Source organism: Bradyrhizobium sp. WBOS07 (genome assembly GCF_024585165.1).
Lineage (GTDB): Bacteria > Pseudomonadota > Alphaproteobacteria > Rhizobiales > Xanthobacteraceae > Bradyrhizobium > Bradyrhizobium japonicum_B.
This window is the reverse complement of sequence record NZ_CP029008.1, coordinates 2,504,866-2,523,537: the sequence shown is the minus strand read 5'-3', so window position 1 is coordinate 2,523,537 and position 18,672 is coordinate 2,504,866. Positions and strand designations below refer to the sequence as shown.

Below are 18,672 nucleotides of genomic sequence, written 5' to 3'. Positions count from 1 at the left end.
AAGGGAATACCGATATGAAGACGATCTCGAAAAACGTGCTGCTCGCCGCGTTCGCTCTCGCGATCTCCGCAGCGCCGGCAATCGCCGACGACGTCAAGGCCGGCGATCTCGTCATCTCGCAGGCGTGGAGCCGTGCGACCCCGGGCGGTGCAAAGGTCGCCGGCGGCTATCTCGTCATCGAGAACAAGGGGACGGCGCCGGACAGGCTGGTCGGCGTCTCCGCCGATATCGCCGGCAAGTCCGAGATCCACGAGATGGCGATGGACAACGGCGTGATGAAGATGCGCGCGCTCGACAAGGGGCTGGTGGTCGAAGCCGGCAAGACGGTGAAGCTCGCGCCCGGCGGCAATCATTTGATGCTCCAGGAGCTGAAGGGTCCGCTCAAGCAGGGCGACAAGGTGCCGGTGACGCTGCAATTCGAGAAGGCCGGCAAGGTCGCCGTCTCCCTCGACGTGCAGGGCGTCGGCGCGCAGGCTCCCGGCGATGCCGGACATTCCGGGATGGACATGAAGAAGATGCCGGATCATTCGGGAATGAAGATGAAATGAGGCTGATCCGGGCTCTCGAAAGGCCTGATATGCCGAACTGATCCAGACTATCTCGTTGCAGCGCTCGCCGCCTTCCGGCGGCGGCGCACGTGTCCCTCGACACCAAGCGAGCGGAGGTGGGCGCGGCGTCCCACAAGCTGTTCGCTCCATTGCGGAGGGCTCGCGAACACCGTCAGCCGTTGGATCGAGATCCGGTCGAGGGGTAGGGCATTGTTCAAGGGCAAGCCGGCAGCGCCGGACGTGAAGCTGCTGTCCTTCCCTGCGTCTGAAGTTCGCGCTGAACTTGAAGTCCGACGGAAAAATGACAGGAATTCCGCTGCTTAGCGGCTTTTCCTCATTCCCGGTCTTGTGTTTTCGCTCTTAATCCGGTTTCACTGCAACCGATCACTGATTCCCAGAGTATTGCCATGCGGTTGTCGCGGTTCTTTCTGCCCATCCTGAAGGAAAATCCGAAAGAGGCGGAGATCGTCTCGCATCGGCTGATGCTGCGCGCCGGCATGATCCGGCAGGAGGCGGCCGGCATCTATGCCTGGCTGCCGCTCGGCTTCCGCGTGCTGAAGAAGATCGAGCAGATCGTGCGCGAGGAGCAGGACCGCTCCGGCGCGATCGAGGTTTTGATGCCGACGCTCCAGCTGGCCGATCTCTGGCGCGAGAGCGGCCGTTACGACGCCTATGGCCCGGAGATGCTGCGCATCGCCGATCGCCACAAGCGGGAGCTGCTTTACGGGCCGACCAACGAGGAAATGATCACCGAGATCTTTCGCGCCTATGTGAAGTCCTACAAGAGCCTCCCGCTCAATCTCTATCATATCCAATGGAAATTCCGCGACGAGCAGCGTCCGCGTTTCGGCGTGATGCGCGGCCGCGAGTTCCTGATGAAGGACGCCTATTCGTTCGACCTCAACGAGGCCGCGGCGCGCGTCGCCTACAACAAGATGTTCGTCGCCTATTTGCGCACCTTCGCACGGATGGGGCTGAAGGCGATCCCGATGCGCGCCGAGACCGGCCCGATCGGCGGCGACCTCAGCCACGAGTTCATCGTGCTGGCGGAGACCGGCGAATCCGGCGTGTTCATCAATCGCGACGTGCTGGATTTGCCGGTGCCCGGCGAGGATGTCGACTACGAGAGCGACCTGACGCCGATCATCAAGCAATGGACGTCAGTCTATGCGGCGACGGAGGACGTGCACGACGCCGCGCGCTTCGAGCAGGAAGTGCCCGCAGACAAGCGGGTGAACACCCGCGGCATCGAGGTCGGCCAGATCTTCTATTTCGGCACGAAGTATTCCGAACCGATGAAGGCGCTGGTCGCCGGCCCCGATGGCGTCGACGTGCCGATCCATGGCGGGTCCTACGGCGTCGGCGTCTCGCGCCTGCTCGGTGCCATCATCGAGGCCTGCCATGACGATGCCGGCATCAAATGGCCGGAAGCCGTTGCCCCGTTCCGCGTGTCGATTCTCAACCTCAAGCAGGGGGATGCCGCGGTCGACGCAGCCTGCGAGAAGCTCTATGCCGAGCTCACCGCCAAGGGCGTCGACGTGCTCTACGACGACACCGACCAGCGCGCCGGCGCCAAGTTCGCTGCCGCCGACCTGATCGGCATTCCCTGGCAGATCATGATCGGGCCGAAGGGGCTCGCCGACGGCAAGGTCGAGATCAAGCGGCGAAGTGACGGCTCCCGCGAGACCATGTCGCCTGCGGACGCGGTCGCAAGACTTGTGGGCTGATAAGGCTGTCGGCTGAATATTGTTCATCGCGCGATATCGCGGCCGCCAATCCGGCCACAATTGACCCCGAATCATGGGATTATCGAGCGATGGATGAGACCATGACCGAAACCGTGCAGACCGCGCCTTTTGCGCCATTCGAGTGGATGCTGTCGGCGCGCTATTTGCGGGCGCGCCGCAAGGAGGGATTCATCTCGGTCATCGCCGGGTTCTCCTTTCTCGGCATCATGCTGGGCGTGGCGACGCTAATCATCGTCATGGCGGTGATGAACGGCTTCCGCAAGGAGCTGCTCGACAAGATCCTCGGGCTCAACGGCCACATCCTGGTGCAGCCGCTGGAATCGCCGCTGACCGACTGGAAGGACGTCGCCGATCGCCTCAGCCAGGTCGGCGGCATCCGGCTCGCCGCACCCGTGGTGGACGGCCAGGCGCTGGCGTCCTCGCCATGGAACGCCTCGGGCGTCCTGGTGCGCGGCATCCGCTCCGACGACCTCAACAACCTCACCTCGATCGCCAAGAACATCAAGCAGGGCTCGCTCGAAGGCTTCGACGAAGGGCAGGGCGTGGCGATCGGCCGGCGCCTCGCCGACCAGCTCTCGCTGCATGCCGGCGACAGCATCACGCTGGTGGCGCCGAAGGGCGCGGTGACCCCGATGGGCACGACGCCGCGCATCAAGCCGTACAAGATCGTCGCGGTGTTCGAGATCGGCATGTCCGAATACGACCTCGGCTTCGTGTTCATGCCGCTCACCGAAGCGCAGGCCTATTTCAACCGCAGCAACGATGTCACCTCGATCGAGGTGTTCACCACCAATCCCGACAGGATCGACGCCTTCCGCAAGGCGGTGACGGAGGCCGCGGGACGTCCGGTGTTCCTGGTCGATTGGCGGCAGCGCAACTCGACCTTCTTCAACGCGCTCCAGGTCGAGCGCAACGTGATGTTCCTGATCCTGACCATGATCGTGCTGGTCGCGGCGCTGAACATCGTGTCGGGCCTGATCATGCTGGTGAAGGACAAGGGCAGCGACATCGCGATCCTGCGCACGATGGGCGCCTCGCAGGGCTCGATCATGCGGATATTCCTGATCACGGGCGCCTCGATCGGCGTGGTCGGCACGCTGGTCGGCTTCTTCGTCGGCCTCGTCATCTGCCTCAACATCGAATCGATCAGGCAATTCCTGTCCTGGCTGACCTCGACCGAGCTGTTCTCGCCAGAGCTCTATTTCCTGTCGAAGCTGCCTGCCGAAATCGACATCGGCGAGACCACGGCCGTCGTCATCATGGCGCTGACGCTGTCGTTCCTGGCGACGCTGTATCCGTCGTGGCGCGCCGCGCGCCTCGATCCCGTCGAAGCGCTGCGGTACGAGTGAGGGGCTGATGGAGCAGCAGGGGGCTGACGATGTACCGGTCATTTATCTCCACGAGATAAAGCGGCAGTACTTGCAGGGCGAGGTGCCGCTGACGATCTTGGACGGTGCCAAGCTGGCGCTGTGGGCCGGTCAATCGGTCGCGCTGGTGGCTCCCTCGGGCTCCGGCAAGTCGACGCTGCTGCATATCGCAGGGCTGCTCGAGGCGCCGGATTCCGGCGAGGTCTATGTCAACGGCGCGCCGACCTCGCAGCTGCCCGACATCGAACGCACCCAGCTGCGCCGTACCGATATCGGCTTCGTCTACCAGTCGCACCGGCTGTTGCCGGAGTTCTCCGCGCTCGAGAACGTCATGCTGCCGCAGATGATCCGCGGCCTGAAGAAGTCCGAGAGCGTCGTCCGCGCCAAGGAGATCCTCGGCTATCTCGGCCTCGGCGACCGCATCACCCATCGCCCCGCCGAGCTGTCGGGCGGCGAGCAGCAGCGCGTCGCGATCGCCCGCGCGGTGGCCAACGCGCCGCGGGTGCTGTTCGCGGACGAGCCGACCGGCAACCTCGATCCGCACACGGCCGATCACGTGTTCCAGGCCCTGATGCAGCTGGTCAAGGCGACCAAGGTGTCGATGCTGATCGCCACCCACAACATGGAGCTCGCCGGCCGCATGGACCGACGCGTCTCGCTGTCCAACGGCCAGGTCATCGAGCTCGACTAGCAAAATGTGCGAAAACAACCCCATGCACAGTAGCCAAGTGCTTGGACCGACTGACGAAAAAATCGGCGACGACGGGCACTCCGTCGCCTGAAGTTCTCAAGGCCTGATCACCGTCATCTTGAACGGCCCGCCATTGGCAGCGGCGTGCGCCACGGCCTCGTTGGCGTGGTCGAGGTCGAAGGAAGTTGCCTGGTACTCCTCCAGTCTCAGCAATCCTGCACGGACCAGCGCGATCAGACGGCTCGCGGCATCCGGCGGGTACATCCAGACGCCGTGGATGCTGATGCAGTTGCGCATGATCCAGGGATAGGGCAGCTCGAGCCCCGCGCCGCCGGCCATGCCGACGCCGCCCATCAGCGCGACGCGTCCATAGGGGCGCACCGTCATGATCGCGGCCCGCACCACCGTCGGGCTGACCGAGGGCGGCATGATGTCGAGCACGCAATCGATCGGCGAGGGCGTCGCGCGCTTCATCGCTTCGCGGTCGTGATCTTCATGGCCTGTGAGCTTGACCGGTTGCACGCGGCTGCCGAAGCGGCGGACGAGGTCGGCAAGGATTTTCTCGTTGCGGCCCGGCGTGACCACGCAGGCCGCGCCCATCGCGAGGGCCACCGAGACGGCGGCGCTGCCGAAATTACCCGTGGCGCCACTCACCAGCACGGTCTCGCCGGGCTGAAGGTTTGCGGCGAGGAAGCCGCCATAGGGCACCAGCAGCGTTCCCAGCGCGCACCATTGTGTCGCGTCCTCCGACGCGATCGGCCCGAGGGGTTTGACGTTCTCCGTCGGTACGCGCATTTGCTCGGTAAACGAGCCGTGGCGAAAATGCTGTTGCAGGCGCATGCCGCCGGGGCCGGCGGCAGTGAGCCCTTGCAGCGCGATGTCGGGCGCCACCGCGTCGTCGCGCGAACGCACTGTCGGATCGCAGAACACCCAGTCGCCGATGCTGAGCCGGGTTGCGTCCGGGCCGATCGCGCGCACCCGGCCAATGCCGCCGGGGCCCGGGATGATCGGCAGGTCGAGTGCGTAATTGCGCGTCCCGTCGAAGACTTCGTTCATGTAGGACAAGACGCGCGTGGCGACGACATCGACGATGATCTCGCCGGTGCCGAGCACCGGTTCAGGTACATTCTCGATCGCCAGTGGCGAACCGAAGGATTTGAGCACGGCAGCTTTCATGATGTTTACCTCGAAGTCGGATGATGCCGATATGCGCCGCCTCGGAAGAGCCATGAAGGCCTGGTATTATCCTAGTATTCTGGAGACCCTCCATCCGCGGGAGCGACAGCGATGGCCGATCCACGCCGCGTCGAGTTCGGCGATTTTCTCAGGTCCCGCCGCGAGAAGCTGTCGCCGAAGACCGTCGGGCTTCCGGCAGGGCGCCGCCGGCGCACCGCGGGGCTGCGCCGCGAGGAGGTCGCGCAGCTGGCCGGTATCGGCGTCGACTGGTACATCCGCCTCGAGCAGGGCCGTACCGTCAGCCCGTCCGTCACCACCATCGACGCGCTGGCCCGTGCGCTCCGTCTGAGCAAGGCCGAGCACGCGCACCTCAAGGCATTAGCGCGTGATGGCGCCAGAGGTGCGTTCACGCGAGAGATCGTGCCGGCGTCGATCCGGCGGATGATCGCGAGCCTGCAACACCCGGCCTATGTCACCGGCCGGCGATGGGACGTGCTGGCCTGGAACGAGGCCGCCGAGGATATCTTCGCCTTCGGGCAATTGCCGGAGCAGGATCGCAATACGCTGCTGCTGGTGCTGACGAACAAGCAGACGCGAAAGTTCTACGGCGCGAGCTGGACCGACGTCGCCAAGAGCATGGTCGCGATGTTTCGCGCCACCCACGACGTCTGGGCCGGCGATCCCGCCTTTACGGAGCTGCTGACGCGGCTGCGCCAGGGCAGCCCGGAATTCGTCAAATGGTGGGAGGCCCACGACATCCGCAGCACGATGTCCGGCCTCAAGACCATGAACCACCCAACCAGGGGCCTGCTCCGGTTCGAGCACACCAGCTTCCAGGCCAACGACGACCCCGCGCTGAAGCTGGTGATCTACACGCCGGTCGAGAGTGAGGACTGATCGGCAGGCTTCAGCTTCTCCAGATCGACGGCGAGGACCACGCGGTGAATATCGACGCGGCTGCGATCCGGCCCGCGACCTCGCCGGAACCTTAGCGCCTTCATGAGGTTATCAGGACGCGCGGGGCGTCGACCTCTCGCTGGCGTCGTCGTGGCCGGAAGCGGATGTCGCGAGGTTGCCTTGAACGCTATTCGGTGAAACGAGCAAGTGTCGGGGGGAGGCAGATGACAACGGCGGCCGGGGGGACCTCGACCGATCGCAATGCCGTCCTGGCTGCACTTGGCGACTACATCCGAGAGATCAATAATCCCGACGATCTTGCCTACGCCGCGGCCGAGCTGCTCGGCCGGAGTCTGAAGGTCAGCCGGGCAGGCTATGGCACGGTCGATACATCCGCCGAAACCATCACCATCGTCCGCGACTGGAACGCACCAGGCATTTCGAGCCTCGCTGGCGTGCTGCACTTTCGCGACTATGGCAGCTACATCGAAGATCTGAAGCGGGGCGAGACCGTCGTCTGTGCCGATGCGGAAAAAGATCCTCGCGTCGGCGACCGCGCCGCAGCGCTCGAAGCCATCTCTGCGCGCGCGCTCGTCAATATGCCGATCTCCGAGGCCGACGGGGTCGTCGCGCTGCTGTACCTCAATAACGCGGCGCCGCGCGAATGGAGCCCTGACGAGCTGGAGCTCATCCGCGACGTCGCCGAGCGCACGCGCACCGCGGTCGAGCGTCGCCGCGCGGAGACGGCCGTGCGGGAGAATGAGGCCCGGCTGCTCTTTCTGGACGCACTCAACAAGGAGACGGCCAAGATCCAAGATGCCGATGGTGTGATGGCGGTGACGACCAGGATGCTCGGCAAGCATCTCGGCGTTTCCAATTGCGCCTACGCGGACATGGATCCCGATCAGGACGGCTTCACCATTCGCGGCGATTGGGCCGCGCCCGGTGCGATACACATCCTTGGGCATTACAGCCTGGCCGATTTCGGCCGGAAGGCGGTGCGAGAGCTTGGGGCCGGCAGGCCTCTCATCATCAACGACAATTTGAAGGAGATCGCGCCCGAGGAAGCTGCCGCGTTCCAGAATATCGGGATCGGTTCGACGATCTGCATGCCCCTCGTCAAGGAGGGCCGGCTCAGTGCCCTGATGGCCATTCATCACCGCGGCCCGCACCGCTGGACGTCGCGCGAACTCGCCTTGCTCTCCGAGGTGACCGAACGATCATGGGCGCATATCGAGCGCGTCCGCTCGGAGCAGGCGGCCCGGAACGCGGCCGAACGGCTGGTCCTCGCGAACAAGGCGGCCGGCATCGGCACGTGGGACTACGACCCGGTCAGCGACGTCTTGCGATGGGACAGCCGTTGCAAGGAGGTGTTCGGCCTCTCGCCCGACGCCGAGGTCAGCTATGAGGGATCGTTCCTGAAGGGCATCCATCCCGATGACAGGCAGCGCGCTCACGAAGCCGTTTCGGCGGCGCTGAATTCTCATGCTCCGACGAGTTACAACATCCAATACCGAACCGTCGGCATCGAGGATGGTATCGAGCGCTGGATCGCCGCGACGGGGCAGGCCTTCTTCTCCGATGGCCAGGCCGTTCGTTTCATCGGGACGGTGCTGGACATCTCAGCGCAAAAGAAAACCGAGCGCCACCTGAGGATATTGAACGACACGGGCGCGTCGGTGGCCCGCGAGCGCGACCTCGATAAGATCGTGCAGATCGTGACGGATGCCGGCGTCGAGCTGACGGGCGCGCAGTTCGGGGCCTTCTTCTACAATGTCGTGACGGCGGATGGCGGCAGCTACATGCTCTATTCGCTATCGGGCGCGCCGCGATCCGCTTTCGAGAGCTTCCCGATGCCGCGCAGCACGGCCGTGTTCGAGCCGACGTTCAAGGGCGTGGGCGTGGTGCGGTCCGACGACATCCTGCAGGACCCGCGCTATGGCAAGAATGCGCCGCGGAAGGGCATGCCCGAGGGCCATCTTCCGGTTCGATCTTATCTGGCGGTGCCGGTGATCTCGCGAACGGGCGAGGTCCTGGGCGGGCTTTTCTTCGGCCACGCCGAGACCGGCAAATTCCAGGCCGAGCATGAGGCCGCGCTGCTCGGAATTGCCGGTCATGCCGCCACCGCGATCGACAACGCCCAGCTTCTGACCCGGCTCGAGGCGCTCAATGCCGATCTGGAGCAGCGCGTCGCCGACGAGATCGCCGAACGCATGAAGGCCGAGGAGCAATTGCGGCAATCCCAGAAGATGGAGGCCGTCGGGCAGCTGACCGGCGGGATCGCGCACGACTTCAACAACATGCTGGCCGTGATTCTCGGCAGCTTGAATCTCGCCAAGCGACGGCTCGGCAAGGGAGAGGTCAACATCGACCGTTTTCTCGAGGGGGCCATCGACGGTGCGAACCGCGCTGCCACCTTGACCCAGAGGCTGCTTGCGTTCTCGCGGCAACAGCCTCTGGCGCCGGAAGTCGTGGACATCAACAAGATGGTCGGGGGGATGAGCGAGTTGCTCGAACGCTCGCTCGGAGAGCTTATTCGCCTCGAGACCGTGCTGGCGGCCGGCCTTTGGCGCGTCAAGGCCGATCCGGCTCAGCTGGAAAGCGCCATTATCAATCTCGCGGTCAATGCGCGCGATGCCATGCCGAAAGGCGGCCGGTTGACGTTGGAGACCAGCAACGCCTCGATCGACCGCAAATATGCCCGCGAATTTGCATTGTCGCCCGGGCAGTACGTCCTGATTGCGGTCACGGACAACGGCACCGGAATTCCGACCGACCTGCTGGGAAAGGTGTTCGATCCGTTCTTCACGACCAAGGTCGTGGGCAAGGGCACCGGTCTCGGCCTCAGTCAGGTCTACGGCTTCGTGCGGCAGTCGGGCGGGCACGTGAAAATCTACTCGGAAGTCGACGTCGGCACGACGGTGAAGATCTATCTTCCGCGCTTCGCGGGCGAGGAGGCTGTCTCGACTTCGTCGCCAGGCGCGGCGCATCCCGGTGCAAGCCTTCAGGGCGAGACCATCCTGGTCGTCGAGGACGATGAGCGGGTCCGCAGCGTCTCGTCCGAAAGCCTGCGTGAGCTTGGCTATACGGTCGTCGAAGCGGCGAGCGCCAAGGACGCGATCAAGACGATTGAAGACGGTTTCGTTCCAGATCTGCTGTTTACCGACGTCGTCATGCCCGACATGACCGGCGCCGAACTTGCTGCCGAACTGTCGAAGCGGCGCCCGGATCTGAAGGTGCTGTTCACCACCGGTTACACGCGCAACGCCATCGTCCACAACGGCATGCTCGATGCCGGCAAGCATCTGCTGTCCAAGCCCTTCGCGATCGAAGACCTCGCTGCCAAGGTTCGCAGTCTGCTCGACGAGGTTTGAAGAGCTATCGCATCGCGCCGCAGGCTCGACAGGAATGCAAATGTGGGCGAGTGCGAGCGAAAATGTGGCGACAATGGGGAGCAATTCGTCCGCGCATTTTCAGCTCTGCATCACGCGAATGTGCGCGCGACGATCTTGCGCGAGTTCGCAGCCCAAGCTCCGCAGCAAATACTCGAACTACGGAAAAACACTTGTTTCAAACGCTTTCGGACGCGTGCTGGTAAATCTTCACTAACGAAGCGCGGCCCTTTGGCGCGAACTGTGGCGTCGCGGTTACAGCAATTCTGTCGATCGCTGATATGACGACGGCACGGCCCGGGGGCCTCTGAAGAAACTGGAACGGGAATCAAATGAGAAAGAATTTGTTGCTTGCCGGTGTGAGCCTCGTCGCGCTGAGCGCGGCGGCGCCGGCGCTGGCTGCTGACCTCGCGGCGCGGCCTTACACCAAGGCTCCGCCGGCGGCGCTCGCTGCGGTGTACGACTGGAGCGGTTTCTACATCGGCATCAACGGCGGCGGCGGTTCCGCGCACAGCACCTGGGATCTCGTCGGTGGTGGCCGCGAAGGTTCGCACGACGCGACCGGCGGCACGGTCGGTGGTCAGATCGGCTATCGCTGGCAGTCCGGTCAGTTCGTGTTCGGCCTCGAAGGCCAGGGCAACTGGGCCGACTTCACGGGCGACAACGTCAGCGCACTGTTCGCCACCCGCAACCGCTCGAAGATCGACTCGTTCGGTCTGATCACGGGCCAGGTCGGTTACGCCTGGAACAACGTGTTGCTCTACGTCAAGGGCGGTGCGGCTGTGGTCGGCGCCAAGTACGACGTCTACAGCACGGCTTCGGGTGCGCTGCTGGCCTCCAACGACCAGACCCGTTGGGGCGGCACGGTCGGTGCCGGCCTCGAGTTCGGCTTCGCGCCGAATTGGTCGGTTGGCGTCGAATACAACCACATCTTCCTGCAGGACAAGGACGTCACGTTCGCCCTGGTGCCGTCGACCGACCGCATCCGTCAGGACGTCGACATGGGCCTCGTCCGCCTGAACTACAAGTTCGGCGGTCCGATGATGGGTCGCTACTGATATAGACCGCTCTCCTTCGAGTGGTCGTCGAAAGCCCCGGCCTTGGCCGGGGCTTTTTTGTTGCGTGGATTCAGCGAGTTAACCATTGGCCCTCGAGATGTTTCGCTGAGCTTGACTCCCGAGAACGAAATGAGAACAATGTTCTTCATACGTTCTAGCAAGGGAGCGAGACATGTTCAGGGTTTTCGTTGAAGAAGCCGCCGCGTTGGCGTCGATCACGCTGTTCGTCGGGATGATCGCGATCTGGGCCCAGGTCATACCGCAGCTCTGAGTCCGGAGGCTTCAAGCGTGTCTGGTTGGGGAAAAGCGGGACGACGGGGCGAAGTCGTCGCTCCGGCGTGGACTCTCGCGGCGCGGCACCCCACCATTGGGCTGCGAGTCGGCCAGACAGGCGCATGATGCCTTGAGGAGCCGGCGACCGCTCCATTCCATCTGCAAGAGGCCGTCACGCGACCATGCCGAGCGCCGGATTTGTCCACCTTCACGTTCACTCGGCCTATTCGCTGCTCAAAGGCTCGATCAAGATCGCCAAGCTCGCCGAGCTTGCCAAGAAGGACCACCAGCCGGCGCTGGCGCTGACCGACACCGACAACATGTTCGGTGCGCTGGAGTTCTCCGACAAGATGGCGGGCTCGGGTATCCAGCCGATCGTCGGCTGCGAGCTGGCGATCGATTTCGGCGACCAGGATCCGAATGCCCGCAACGCGATGGGGCCCTCGCGCGTGGTGCTGCTGGGGGCGCAGGAGCGCGGCTATCGCAGCCTGATGCGGCTGAACTCACGCGCGTTCCTGGAGACGCCGGACAGCCATGCGCCGTTCATCAAATTCGACTGGCTTGAGGGGGAGAGCGAGGGTCTGATCGCGCTGACGGGTGGACCGGACGGGCCGATCTCGCTGGCGCTTGCCGGCGGTCATGCCGAGCTCGCGGCCTTGCGCTGCGAGCGTCTGGCCGGCCTGTTCGGCGATCGCCTCTACATCGAATTGCAGCGTCACAACACCGAGAAGGAGCGGCGGGTCGAAAGCGGCTTGATCGACATCGCCTACGCCAAGGGCCTGCCCCTGGTCGCGACCAACGAGCCTTATTTCGCGACGACCGACGATTACGAGGCGCATGACGCGCTGCTCTGCATCGCCGGCGGGCGGCTGATCGCCGAGACCGAGCGCGAGCAGCTCACGCCCGATCACCGTTTCAAGACCCGCGCCGAGATGGCGGTGTTGTTCGCCGACATTCCCGAGGCGCTGGCCTCGACGGTGGAGATCGCCGAGCGCTGCTCGTTCCGCCCGATGACACGCAAGCCGATCCTGCCGTTCTTCACCGTCGGTGCCGCGCAAAGCTCGGACGCCGCGTCGGTGGAGGCCGCCGAGCTGAAGCGCCAGGCGGAGGAGGGGCTCGCCAACCGTCTCCGCGTTCACGGCCTGTCGCAGGGCACCACCGAAGAGGACTACAGCAAGCGCCTGGCGTTCGAGCTCGACGTCATCATGCGCATGAAATACGCGGGCTACTTCCTGATCGTGTCCGACTTCATCAAATGGGCGAAGAGCCAAGGCATTCCGGTCGGGCCGGGCCGCGGCTCGGGCGCGGGCTCGCTGGTGGCCTGGGCGCTGACCATCACCGACCTCGATCCGATCAAGTTCGGCCTGCTGTTCGAGCGCTTCCTCAATCCCGAACGCGTCTCGATGCCGGACTTCGACATCGACTTCTGCCAGGACCGCCGCGTCGAAGTGATCAGGTACGTTCAGGAGCGTTACGGCCGCGACCAGGTCGCGCAGATCATCACCTTCGGAACGCTGCAGGCGCGCGGGGTGCTGCGCGACGTCGGCCGCGTGCTGCAGATGCCCTATGGCCAGGTCGACAAGCTGACCAAGCTGGTGCCGCAGAATCCGGCAGCACCGGTGACCCTTGCGGCCGCGATCGAGAGCGAGCCGAAGCTCCAGGCGTTCCGCGACGAAGATCCCATCGTGGCGCGCGCCTTCGACATCGCGCAGCGCCTCGAAGGCCTGACGCGGCACGCCTCGACCCACGCCGCCGGCATCGTGATCGGCGATCGCCCGTTGAGCGAGCTCGTGCCGCTCTACCGCGATCCCAAATCCGACATGCCAGTGACCCAGTTCAACATGAAATGGGTCGAGCCGGCCGGCCTCGTCAAATTCGACTTCCTCGGCCTGAAGACGCTCACCGTCCTCGACGTTGCGGTGAAGCTGCTCAAGCCGCGCAACATCCACGTCGATCTCGCCACGCTGCCGATCGACGATGCCGAGAGCTACCAGATGCTGGCCCGCGGCGAGGTGGTCGGCGTGTTCCAGGTTGAAAGCCAGGGCATGCGTCGCGCGCTGGTCGACATGCGCCCGGACCGTTTCGAGGACATCATCGCGCTGGTGGCGCTGTATCGGCCGGGCCCGATGGCGAACATCCCGACCTATTGCGCGCGCAAGCACGGCGACGAGGAGCCGGAATACCTGCATCCCGTGCTGGAGCCGATCCTGAAGGAGACCTTCGGCGTCATCATCTACCAGGAACAGGTGATGCAGATCGCCCAGGTGATGTCGGGCTATTCGCTCGGCGACGCCGACCTGCTCCGCCGCGCCATGGGCAAGAAGATCCGCGCAGAGATGGACAAGCAGCGCGACATCTTCGTCGCGGGCGCGGTGAAGAACGGCGTGCCGAAGGGGCAGGCCGAGACCATCTTCGAGCTGCTGGCGAAGTTCGCCGATTACGGCTTCAACAAGAGCCACGCGGCAGCCTACGCGCTGGTGTCCTACCACACCGCCTACATGAAGGCGCATTACCCGGTGGAGTTCATCGCGGCGTCGATGACGCTCGATCTCAACAACACCGACAAGCTCTCCGAATTCCGCTCCGAGGCGCAGCGCCTCGGCATCAAGGTGGAGCCGCCGAACATCAACCGCTCGGGGGCGACCTTCGAGGTCGGCGACAAGACGATCTACTACGCGCTCGCAGCGCTCAAGGGCGTCGGCATCCAGGCGATCGAGCAGATCATCGAGGAGCGCACCAAGCGCGGATTGTTCACCTCGCTCGCCGACTTCGCTGCACGGGTCAATCCGCGCGCGATCAACAAGCGCATCATCGAAAGTCTCGCCGCCGCCGGCGCCTTCGACACGCTGGAGCCGAATCGCGCCCGGGTCTTCGCCGGCGCGGACTCGATCCTGGCCGCCTGCCAGCGCGCGCATCAGGCCGAGACCATCGGCCAGAACGACATGTTCGGGATGTCGGCGGATGCGCCGACCATCATGCTGCCGCAGATCGAGCCCTGGCTGCCGGCCGAAAAGCTCCGCCGCGAATACGACGCCGTCGGCTTCTTCCTGTCGGGCCATCCGCTCGACGATTACGCCACCGTGCTGAAGCGGCTGCGGGTGCAGAGCTGGGCGGAATTCTCCCGCGCGGTGAAGACCGGCGCCACCGCCGGCAAGGTCGCCGCCACCGTGGTCTCGCGCATGGAGCGGCGCACCAAGACCGGCAACAAGATGGGCATCATGGGACTGTCCGATCCCACCGGCCATTTCGAGGCGGTGCTGTTCTCCGAAGGCCTCGCGCAATATCGCGACGTGCTGGAGCCCGGCGCCGCCGTGCTGCTGCAACTGGGCGCCGAGCTGCAGGGCGAGGACGTCCGCGCCCGCGTGCTGCATGCCGAGCCGCTCGATGATGCCGCCGCCAAGACGCAGAAGGGCCTGCGCATCTTCGTGCGCGACACCAAGTCGCTGGATTCGATCGCCAAGCGTCTGGTCGGCCCCGACATGGCGGCCTCGAACGGCGCTGCGCCGAAGGTCGGCAGTCCGGGCATCGCGCCACGCGGAAACGGCGACGGCGAGGTCTCGCTGGTGATGATGCTCGACCTCGAGACCGAGGTCGAGATGAAGCTGCCCGGCCGCTTCAAGGTCTCGCCGCAGATCGCCGGCGCGATCAAGGCGGTCGCGGGCGTGGTGGACGTGCAGCAGATCTGACGCGGCCTGCATCGCCGCAAACCAAAGCTTAACTATCAAGCTCACGCATGGTTTCGAAGTCTGCCGGGCACAGCTATCAGTTGCTTCCCGGCGCGCAACCAAGAAAGAACAACCATGTGTGACAAATGCTCTGAAAATCCGCATCAATCGCTCGCTCCCTCCCGCCGCTCGATGATGCTCTTCGCCGCCTCCGCGCTCGGAGCCGCCGCGCTTGGCGGGGCGGCGTCGGCCAAGGAGGCGAAGGCGCCGCCGAAACCCCAGAACGTGCTGTCGCCCGATGCGGCGCTGAAGCGGTTGATGGAGGGCAATTCGCGCTACGTGTCGGGCGTGTCGCGCCGTCACGATTTCAAGCATGAGCGCGAGGCACTGGTCGGCGGCCAAAATCCCTATGCGGCCGTTCTGAGCTGCGCCGATTCGCGCATCGCGCCCGAATATGCCTTCGACAGCGGACGCGGCGATCTGTTCGTGTGCCGCGTCGCCGGGAATTTTGCCGGCGATGAGACCGTCGCGAGCATGGAATATACCGTCGCTGTGCTCGGCACGCCGCTGATCCTGGTGCTCGGCCACGACAATTGTGGTGCCGTCGACGCCACGATCAAGTCGCTGAAGGACGACAAGCCGCTGCCCGGGCACATCCCGACGCTGGTCTCCGCGATCGCGCCGGCGGTGAAGACGGCGGCCCAGCAGAGCGGCAATGCGCTCGACAACGCCATCCGTCAGAACGTCGTCGACAACGTCGCCAAGCTGAAATCGGCCGCACCGATCCTCAATGCGGCGGTCGAGCAGGGCAAGCTCAAGGTGGTCGGCGGCATCTATCGGCTGAGCACGGGCGCCGTCGAGTTGCTGGCCCAGGGCTGAGCGCATCGGATGCCAGACTGTCGCGCCTCTAGCCGCGAGAGGCCGGCCGCCAGACGTTCGGCCGGCTCGATTGTCCGGTCTGATCGCATGTTGGGGACTTGAACGAGCCTCGCGCGTTTTCCAGGCTGCGCCGCGGTTGCCGTGAGGCTGCTGCGGCGCTGACGCGCGCGGCGGCATGGCCACGCCTCCGCCTCAATCCGAGCTTTTCGTTCAAGCGCCGTTCAGCCGGCCGCGCGCCTGATGCGTGGTGGCACCTCAACAAGAATAACGGGCAGGCGAGCCATGCGCGGGACGTTCAGAGCCTTCATTTGCCTTCTCCTGCCGATCATGGCCCTTGCCGCCGGCGCGCCGGACGCGGCCCGCGCGCAGCAGCCGGAAAAGCGCATTGCGCTCGTGGTCGGCAATGGCGCCTATGCCAAGTCGCCGCTGGCGACCACTGCGAACGATGCCGGCCTGATCGCGCAGACGCTGCAGGCGGCCGGCTTCGACGTCGTCGGAGCGCGCGATCTCGACGGCGACACGCTGCGCAAGAGCCTTCGCGACTTCATCCAGAAGGCCCAGGCCTCCGGGCCCGGAACCGTCGCGATGATCTATCTTGCCGGCTATGGCGTGCAGCTTGCCGGCGAGAACTATTTCATCCCGGTCGATTCCAACATCGCGCGCGATACTGACATTCCGACCGAAGCCCTGCGCATCAGCGATTACGTGCGTCAGCTCGCTGCCATTCCGCTCAAGGCCAACATCGTCGTGCTCGACTCGGCCCGCGCGCAGCCCTTCATCGAGGGCGGACAGCCGATCGCGGGCGGCCTCGCGCTGGTCGAGCCCGAGGCGAACATGCTGATCGCGTTCAACGCGGCGCCCGGCACGGTGGCGCCGGAGGAGCCGGGGCCGTACGGCATCTATGCGCAATCGCTGGCCGAGATGATCCGCACTGGCGGCCTGCCGCTGGCGGAGGTGTTCGACCGCGTGCGCCTGCGCGTCAACGAAGCCAGCAAGGGCGCGCAGGTGCCCTGGCACGAGCAGAAGATCTCGGCGCCATTCTCGTTCTTCGAGCGCGGGCCCGACGCGCCGCCGGAGGCCGCACCCGACCAGGTCGCCGCGATCCGCAGCAAGCCGATCCGCGATCTCGGCGTGCAGGACGCCTACGCCGCCGCGCTCGCGCGCGACACGCTGGCGGCCTATGAGGAATTTCTCGCGGCGTATCCGGGCGATCCGCTCGCAAAGCGCGTCTTGGCGATCGTGGCGGCGCGCCGCGAGGCGATCACCTGGAGGCGGACCTATCGCGCCGATACGCCGGACGCCTATTGGTCGTATCTGCGCCGTTATCCGCGCGGGCCGCATGCCGGCGATGCCCGGCGCCGGCTCGCGATCCTGACCGCGCCACTCGAACCGCCGCCGACATTCACGATGCTGGACTACGACGTGCCGCCACCGCCGCCGGAGGAGGTGATCTATGTCGACCGTCCGGTGCTGTATTTCAGCGATCCCGATTTCGGCTTCGCGCCGCCACCGCCGCCGGCGGTCTATTACCTGCCGCCGCCGCCGCCGGATTTCGTCGTGCTGCCGCCGCCGCTGCCGGTGATCGGCCTGTTCGTGCTGCCGCAGCCGGTGTTCGTGCCGATCCCGGTGTTCGTCCGGCCGCCGGTCTATGTCGCGCCGCCGCCGAACAACATCATTTACCAGAACATCCACAATACGACGGTGATCAACACGGTGATCAATCGCCCGCCGGCACCTGCGCCGGTCGCGGGGCCGGGGCCTGGTCCGGCCAATCTGGCGCCCGCGGTTGCCGGCCGTGCCAATCCGGCGGGCCCGGCCGTGCCGCAGGCGGTCGCGCAGCGCGCCGCGCTGATCCAGCAGGGCAAGGCACCGATGCCGCCGAGTGCGACGATCCAGCCGGCGGCAAGGCCGGGTATTCCGGCACCTGCTCCGGCGAATGTCGCTCCCACCACGACAGCGCAGCCTCCGGCCGCGGCCAAGCTGCCTCCGGCCAATCCCCTGCCGGCGCCGGGGACTGCGGGCGCTCCGCCGACGGGGGCGGCGGTTGCGCCCGGCGCTGCTGCGCCGAACGCCGCGCCGAGTCCGACCGCGACGGCCCCTGCTGGCAATGTTGCGGCGACGCCGCAGCCACCCGCATCGGCCAAGCTGCCGCAGGCGAACAAGCTGCCGCAGGCGAATACGCATCCGCAGGCAAACACACTGCCGGTTCCCGGGACCGCTGGTGGACCGCCGCCGTCGTCAGGTGCGGGGCGCGCCACCGGCGCTGCCTCACCCCCCGGCAAACCCGTTGCGACCACCACACCGCCGGCCGGCAACATCCCGCCCGCGCAGCCGAACGCGCCGACCGCGGCGGCGCCCAAACAGCCGCCGTCCGGGGCTGACCGGCAGGGCAGGCCGACCGGGCCCCAGCCGGGCGCATTGCCGCCTCCGAACACGGCCACCGGCCGACCGGGGATCCCGAGCGCGGTCAGGCCGGCGGCGCCTCCGCCGCCACCGGTGGCAGCGCGGGAGCCGTCCAGAGTGCCAGATCGCCGGCCCGTTCCGCCCCCGCAGGCCGCCAAGCCCGTCGCGGCGCCGCCGCCTCCGCAGGCTCTGGCGAGACCGACGCCGCCGCCACCGCCGCGGGTCGCACCGCCTCCGCCGCCCCGGGCTGCGCCACCGCCGGTGGCCGTGGCACGGCCGGCCCCACCGCCGCCCGTGGCCCGGCCCGCACCGCCGCCAATGGCGCGGCCGGCGCCACCTCCGCCTCCGGTTGCACGGCCCGCGCCGCCGCCACCGCCTGTCGCGCGGTCGGCGCCGCCGCCGATGGCCGCCGCGCCGCCGCGTGCGGCACCGCCCCCGCCGCCGCCGCCGCGGCCCGCCGGGCCTCCCTCAAAGCCGTGCCCGCCCGGCCAGCCGAGGTGCTAGCCGGTCGAGCAGGACGCCGGAATCGGCAGGAGCGTGACGACCGCAGCTTTCGGGCGGCCGCGACGGCCGCC

11 protein-coding genes are annotated in these 18,672 nt (G+C 66.1%); 10 read left to right on the top strand and 1 reads right to left on the bottom strand.

Going from position 1 to position 18,672, the window contains the following annotated elements:
- The first annotated feature begins 14 nt into the window (after positions 1-14).
- The 4 genes from DCM79_RS11855 to DCM79_RS11840 all read left to right on the top strand — a co-directional run bounded on the left by DCM79_RS11855 (position 15) and on the right by DCM79_RS11840 (position 4,354).
- On the top strand, positions 15-548 hold the full coding sequence (locus tag DCM79_RS11855) for a copper chaperone PCu(A)C (protein WP_257180000.1): 534 nt from the start codon (positions 15-17) through the stop codon (positions 546-548).
- Positions 549-955: 407 nt separating this feature from the next.
- Positions 956-2,275, top strand: a complete 1,320-nt coding sequence (proS, locus tag DCM79_RS11850) for a proline--tRNA ligase (RefSeq protein ID WP_257179999.1) — start codon at positions 956-958, stop codon at positions 2,273-2,275.
- Positions 2,276-2,364: 89 nt separating this feature from the next.
- Entirely contained in the window at positions 2,365-3,645 is a 1,281-nt protein-coding gene (locus DCM79_RS11845; protein WP_257179998.1) for a lipoprotein-releasing ABC transporter permease subunit, read from the top strand.
- A gap of 7 nt (positions 3,646-3,652) precedes the next feature.
- Positions 3,653-4,354, top strand: a complete 702-nt coding sequence (locus tag DCM79_RS11840; RefSeq protein ID WP_257179997.1) for an ABC transporter ATP-binding protein — start codon at positions 3,653-3,655, stop codon at positions 4,352-4,354.
- A 96-nt stretch (positions 4,355-4,450) separates the two neighbouring features.
- Here DCM79_RS11840 and DCM79_RS11835 read toward each other — a convergent pair whose 3' ends face one another.
- The gene (locus tag DCM79_RS11835; RefSeq protein ID WP_257179996.1) at positions 4,451-5,530 is read right to left on the bottom strand and encodes a zinc-binding alcohol dehydrogenase family protein; all 1,080 of its coding nucleotides are present in this window, start codon (positions 5,528-5,530) and stop codon (positions 4,451-4,453) included.
- 111 nt (positions 5,531-5,641) lie between these two features.
- Here DCM79_RS11835 and DCM79_RS11830 point away from each other — a divergent pair, with 111 nt between their 5' ends.
- The 6 genes from DCM79_RS11830 (at position 5,642) to DCM79_RS11805 (ending at position 18,601) form a co-directional block, all read left to right on the top strand.
- Entirely contained in the window at positions 5,642-6,427 is a 786-nt protein-coding gene (locus DCM79_RS11830; RefSeq protein WP_257179994.1) for a helix-turn-helix transcriptional regulator, read from the top strand.
- 224 nt (positions 6,428-6,651) lie between these two features.
- On the top strand, positions 6,652-9,801 hold the full coding sequence (locus DCM79_RS11825; RefSeq protein ID WP_257179993.1) for a GAF domain-containing protein: 3,150 nt from the start codon (positions 6,652-6,654) through the stop codon (positions 9,799-9,801).
- Between the two features lie 350 nt (positions 9,802-10,151).
- Positions 10,152-10,877, top strand: coding sequence for an outer membrane protein (locus DCM79_RS11820; RefSeq protein WP_257179992.1), 726 nt, complete (start codon positions 10,152-10,154; stop codon positions 10,875-10,877).
- Positions 10,878-11,332: 455 nt separating this feature from the next.
- On the top strand, positions 11,333-14,836 hold the full coding sequence (gene dnaE / locus DCM79_RS11815) for a DNA polymerase III subunit alpha (RefSeq protein ID WP_257179991.1): 3,504 nt from the start codon (positions 11,333-11,335) through the stop codon (positions 14,834-14,836).
- A gap of 114 nt (positions 14,837-14,950) precedes the next feature.
- The gene (locus tag DCM79_RS11810; protein ID WP_257179990.1) at positions 14,951-15,694 is read left to right on the top strand and encodes a carbonic anhydrase; all 744 of its coding nucleotides are present in this window, start codon (positions 14,951-14,953) and stop codon (positions 15,692-15,694) included.
- A gap of 282 nt (positions 15,695-15,976) precedes the next feature.
- On the top strand, positions 15,977-18,601 hold the full coding sequence (locus DCM79_RS11805) for a caspase family protein (RefSeq protein ID WP_257179989.1): 2,625 nt from the start codon (positions 15,977-15,979) through the stop codon (positions 18,599-18,601).
- The last annotated feature ends 71 nt before the right edge of the window (positions 18,602-18,672 follow it).

Coding starts and splice junctions, on each gene's coding strand:
- proS (WP_257179999.1), top strand. CDS start 956: ATGCGGTTGTCGCGGTTCTTTCTGCCCATCCTGAAGGAAAATCCGAAA.
- DCM79_RS11845 (WP_257179998.1), top strand. CDS start 2,365: ATGGATGAGACCATGACCGAAACCGTGCAGACCGCGCCTTTTGCGCCA.
- DCM79_RS11855 (WP_257180000.1), top strand. CDS start 15: ATGAAGACGATCTCGAAAAACGTGCTGCTCGCCGCGTTCGCTCTCGCG.
- DCM79_RS11830 (WP_257179994.1), top strand. CDS start 5,642: ATGGCCGATCCACGCCGCGTCGAGTTCGGCGATTTTCTCAGGTCCCGC.
- DCM79_RS11835 (WP_257179996.1), bottom strand. CDS start 5,530: ATGAAAGCTGCCGTGCTCAAATCCTTCGGTTCGCCACTGGCGATCGAG.
- DCM79_RS11810 (WP_257179990.1), top strand. CDS start 14,951: ATGTGTGACAAATGCTCTGAAAATCCGCATCAATCGCTCGCTCCCTCC.
- DCM79_RS11805 (WP_257179989.1), top strand. CDS start 15,977: ATGCGCGGGACGTTCAGAGCCTTCATTTGCCTTCTCCTGCCGATCATG.
- DCM79_RS11825 (WP_257179993.1), top strand. CDS start 6,652: ATGACAACGGCGGCCGGGGGGACCTCGACCGATCGCAATGCCGTCCTG.
- DCM79_RS11820 (WP_257179992.1), top strand. CDS start 10,152: ATGAGAAAGAATTTGTTGCTTGCCGGTGTGAGCCTCGTCGCGCTGAGC.
- dnaE (WP_257179991.1), top strand. CDS start 11,333: ATGCCGAGCGCCGGATTTGTCCACCTTCACGTTCACTCGGCCTATTCG.
- DCM79_RS11840 (WP_257179997.1), top strand. CDS start 3,653: ATGGAGCAGCAGGGGGCTGACGATGTACCGGTCATTTATCTCCACGAG.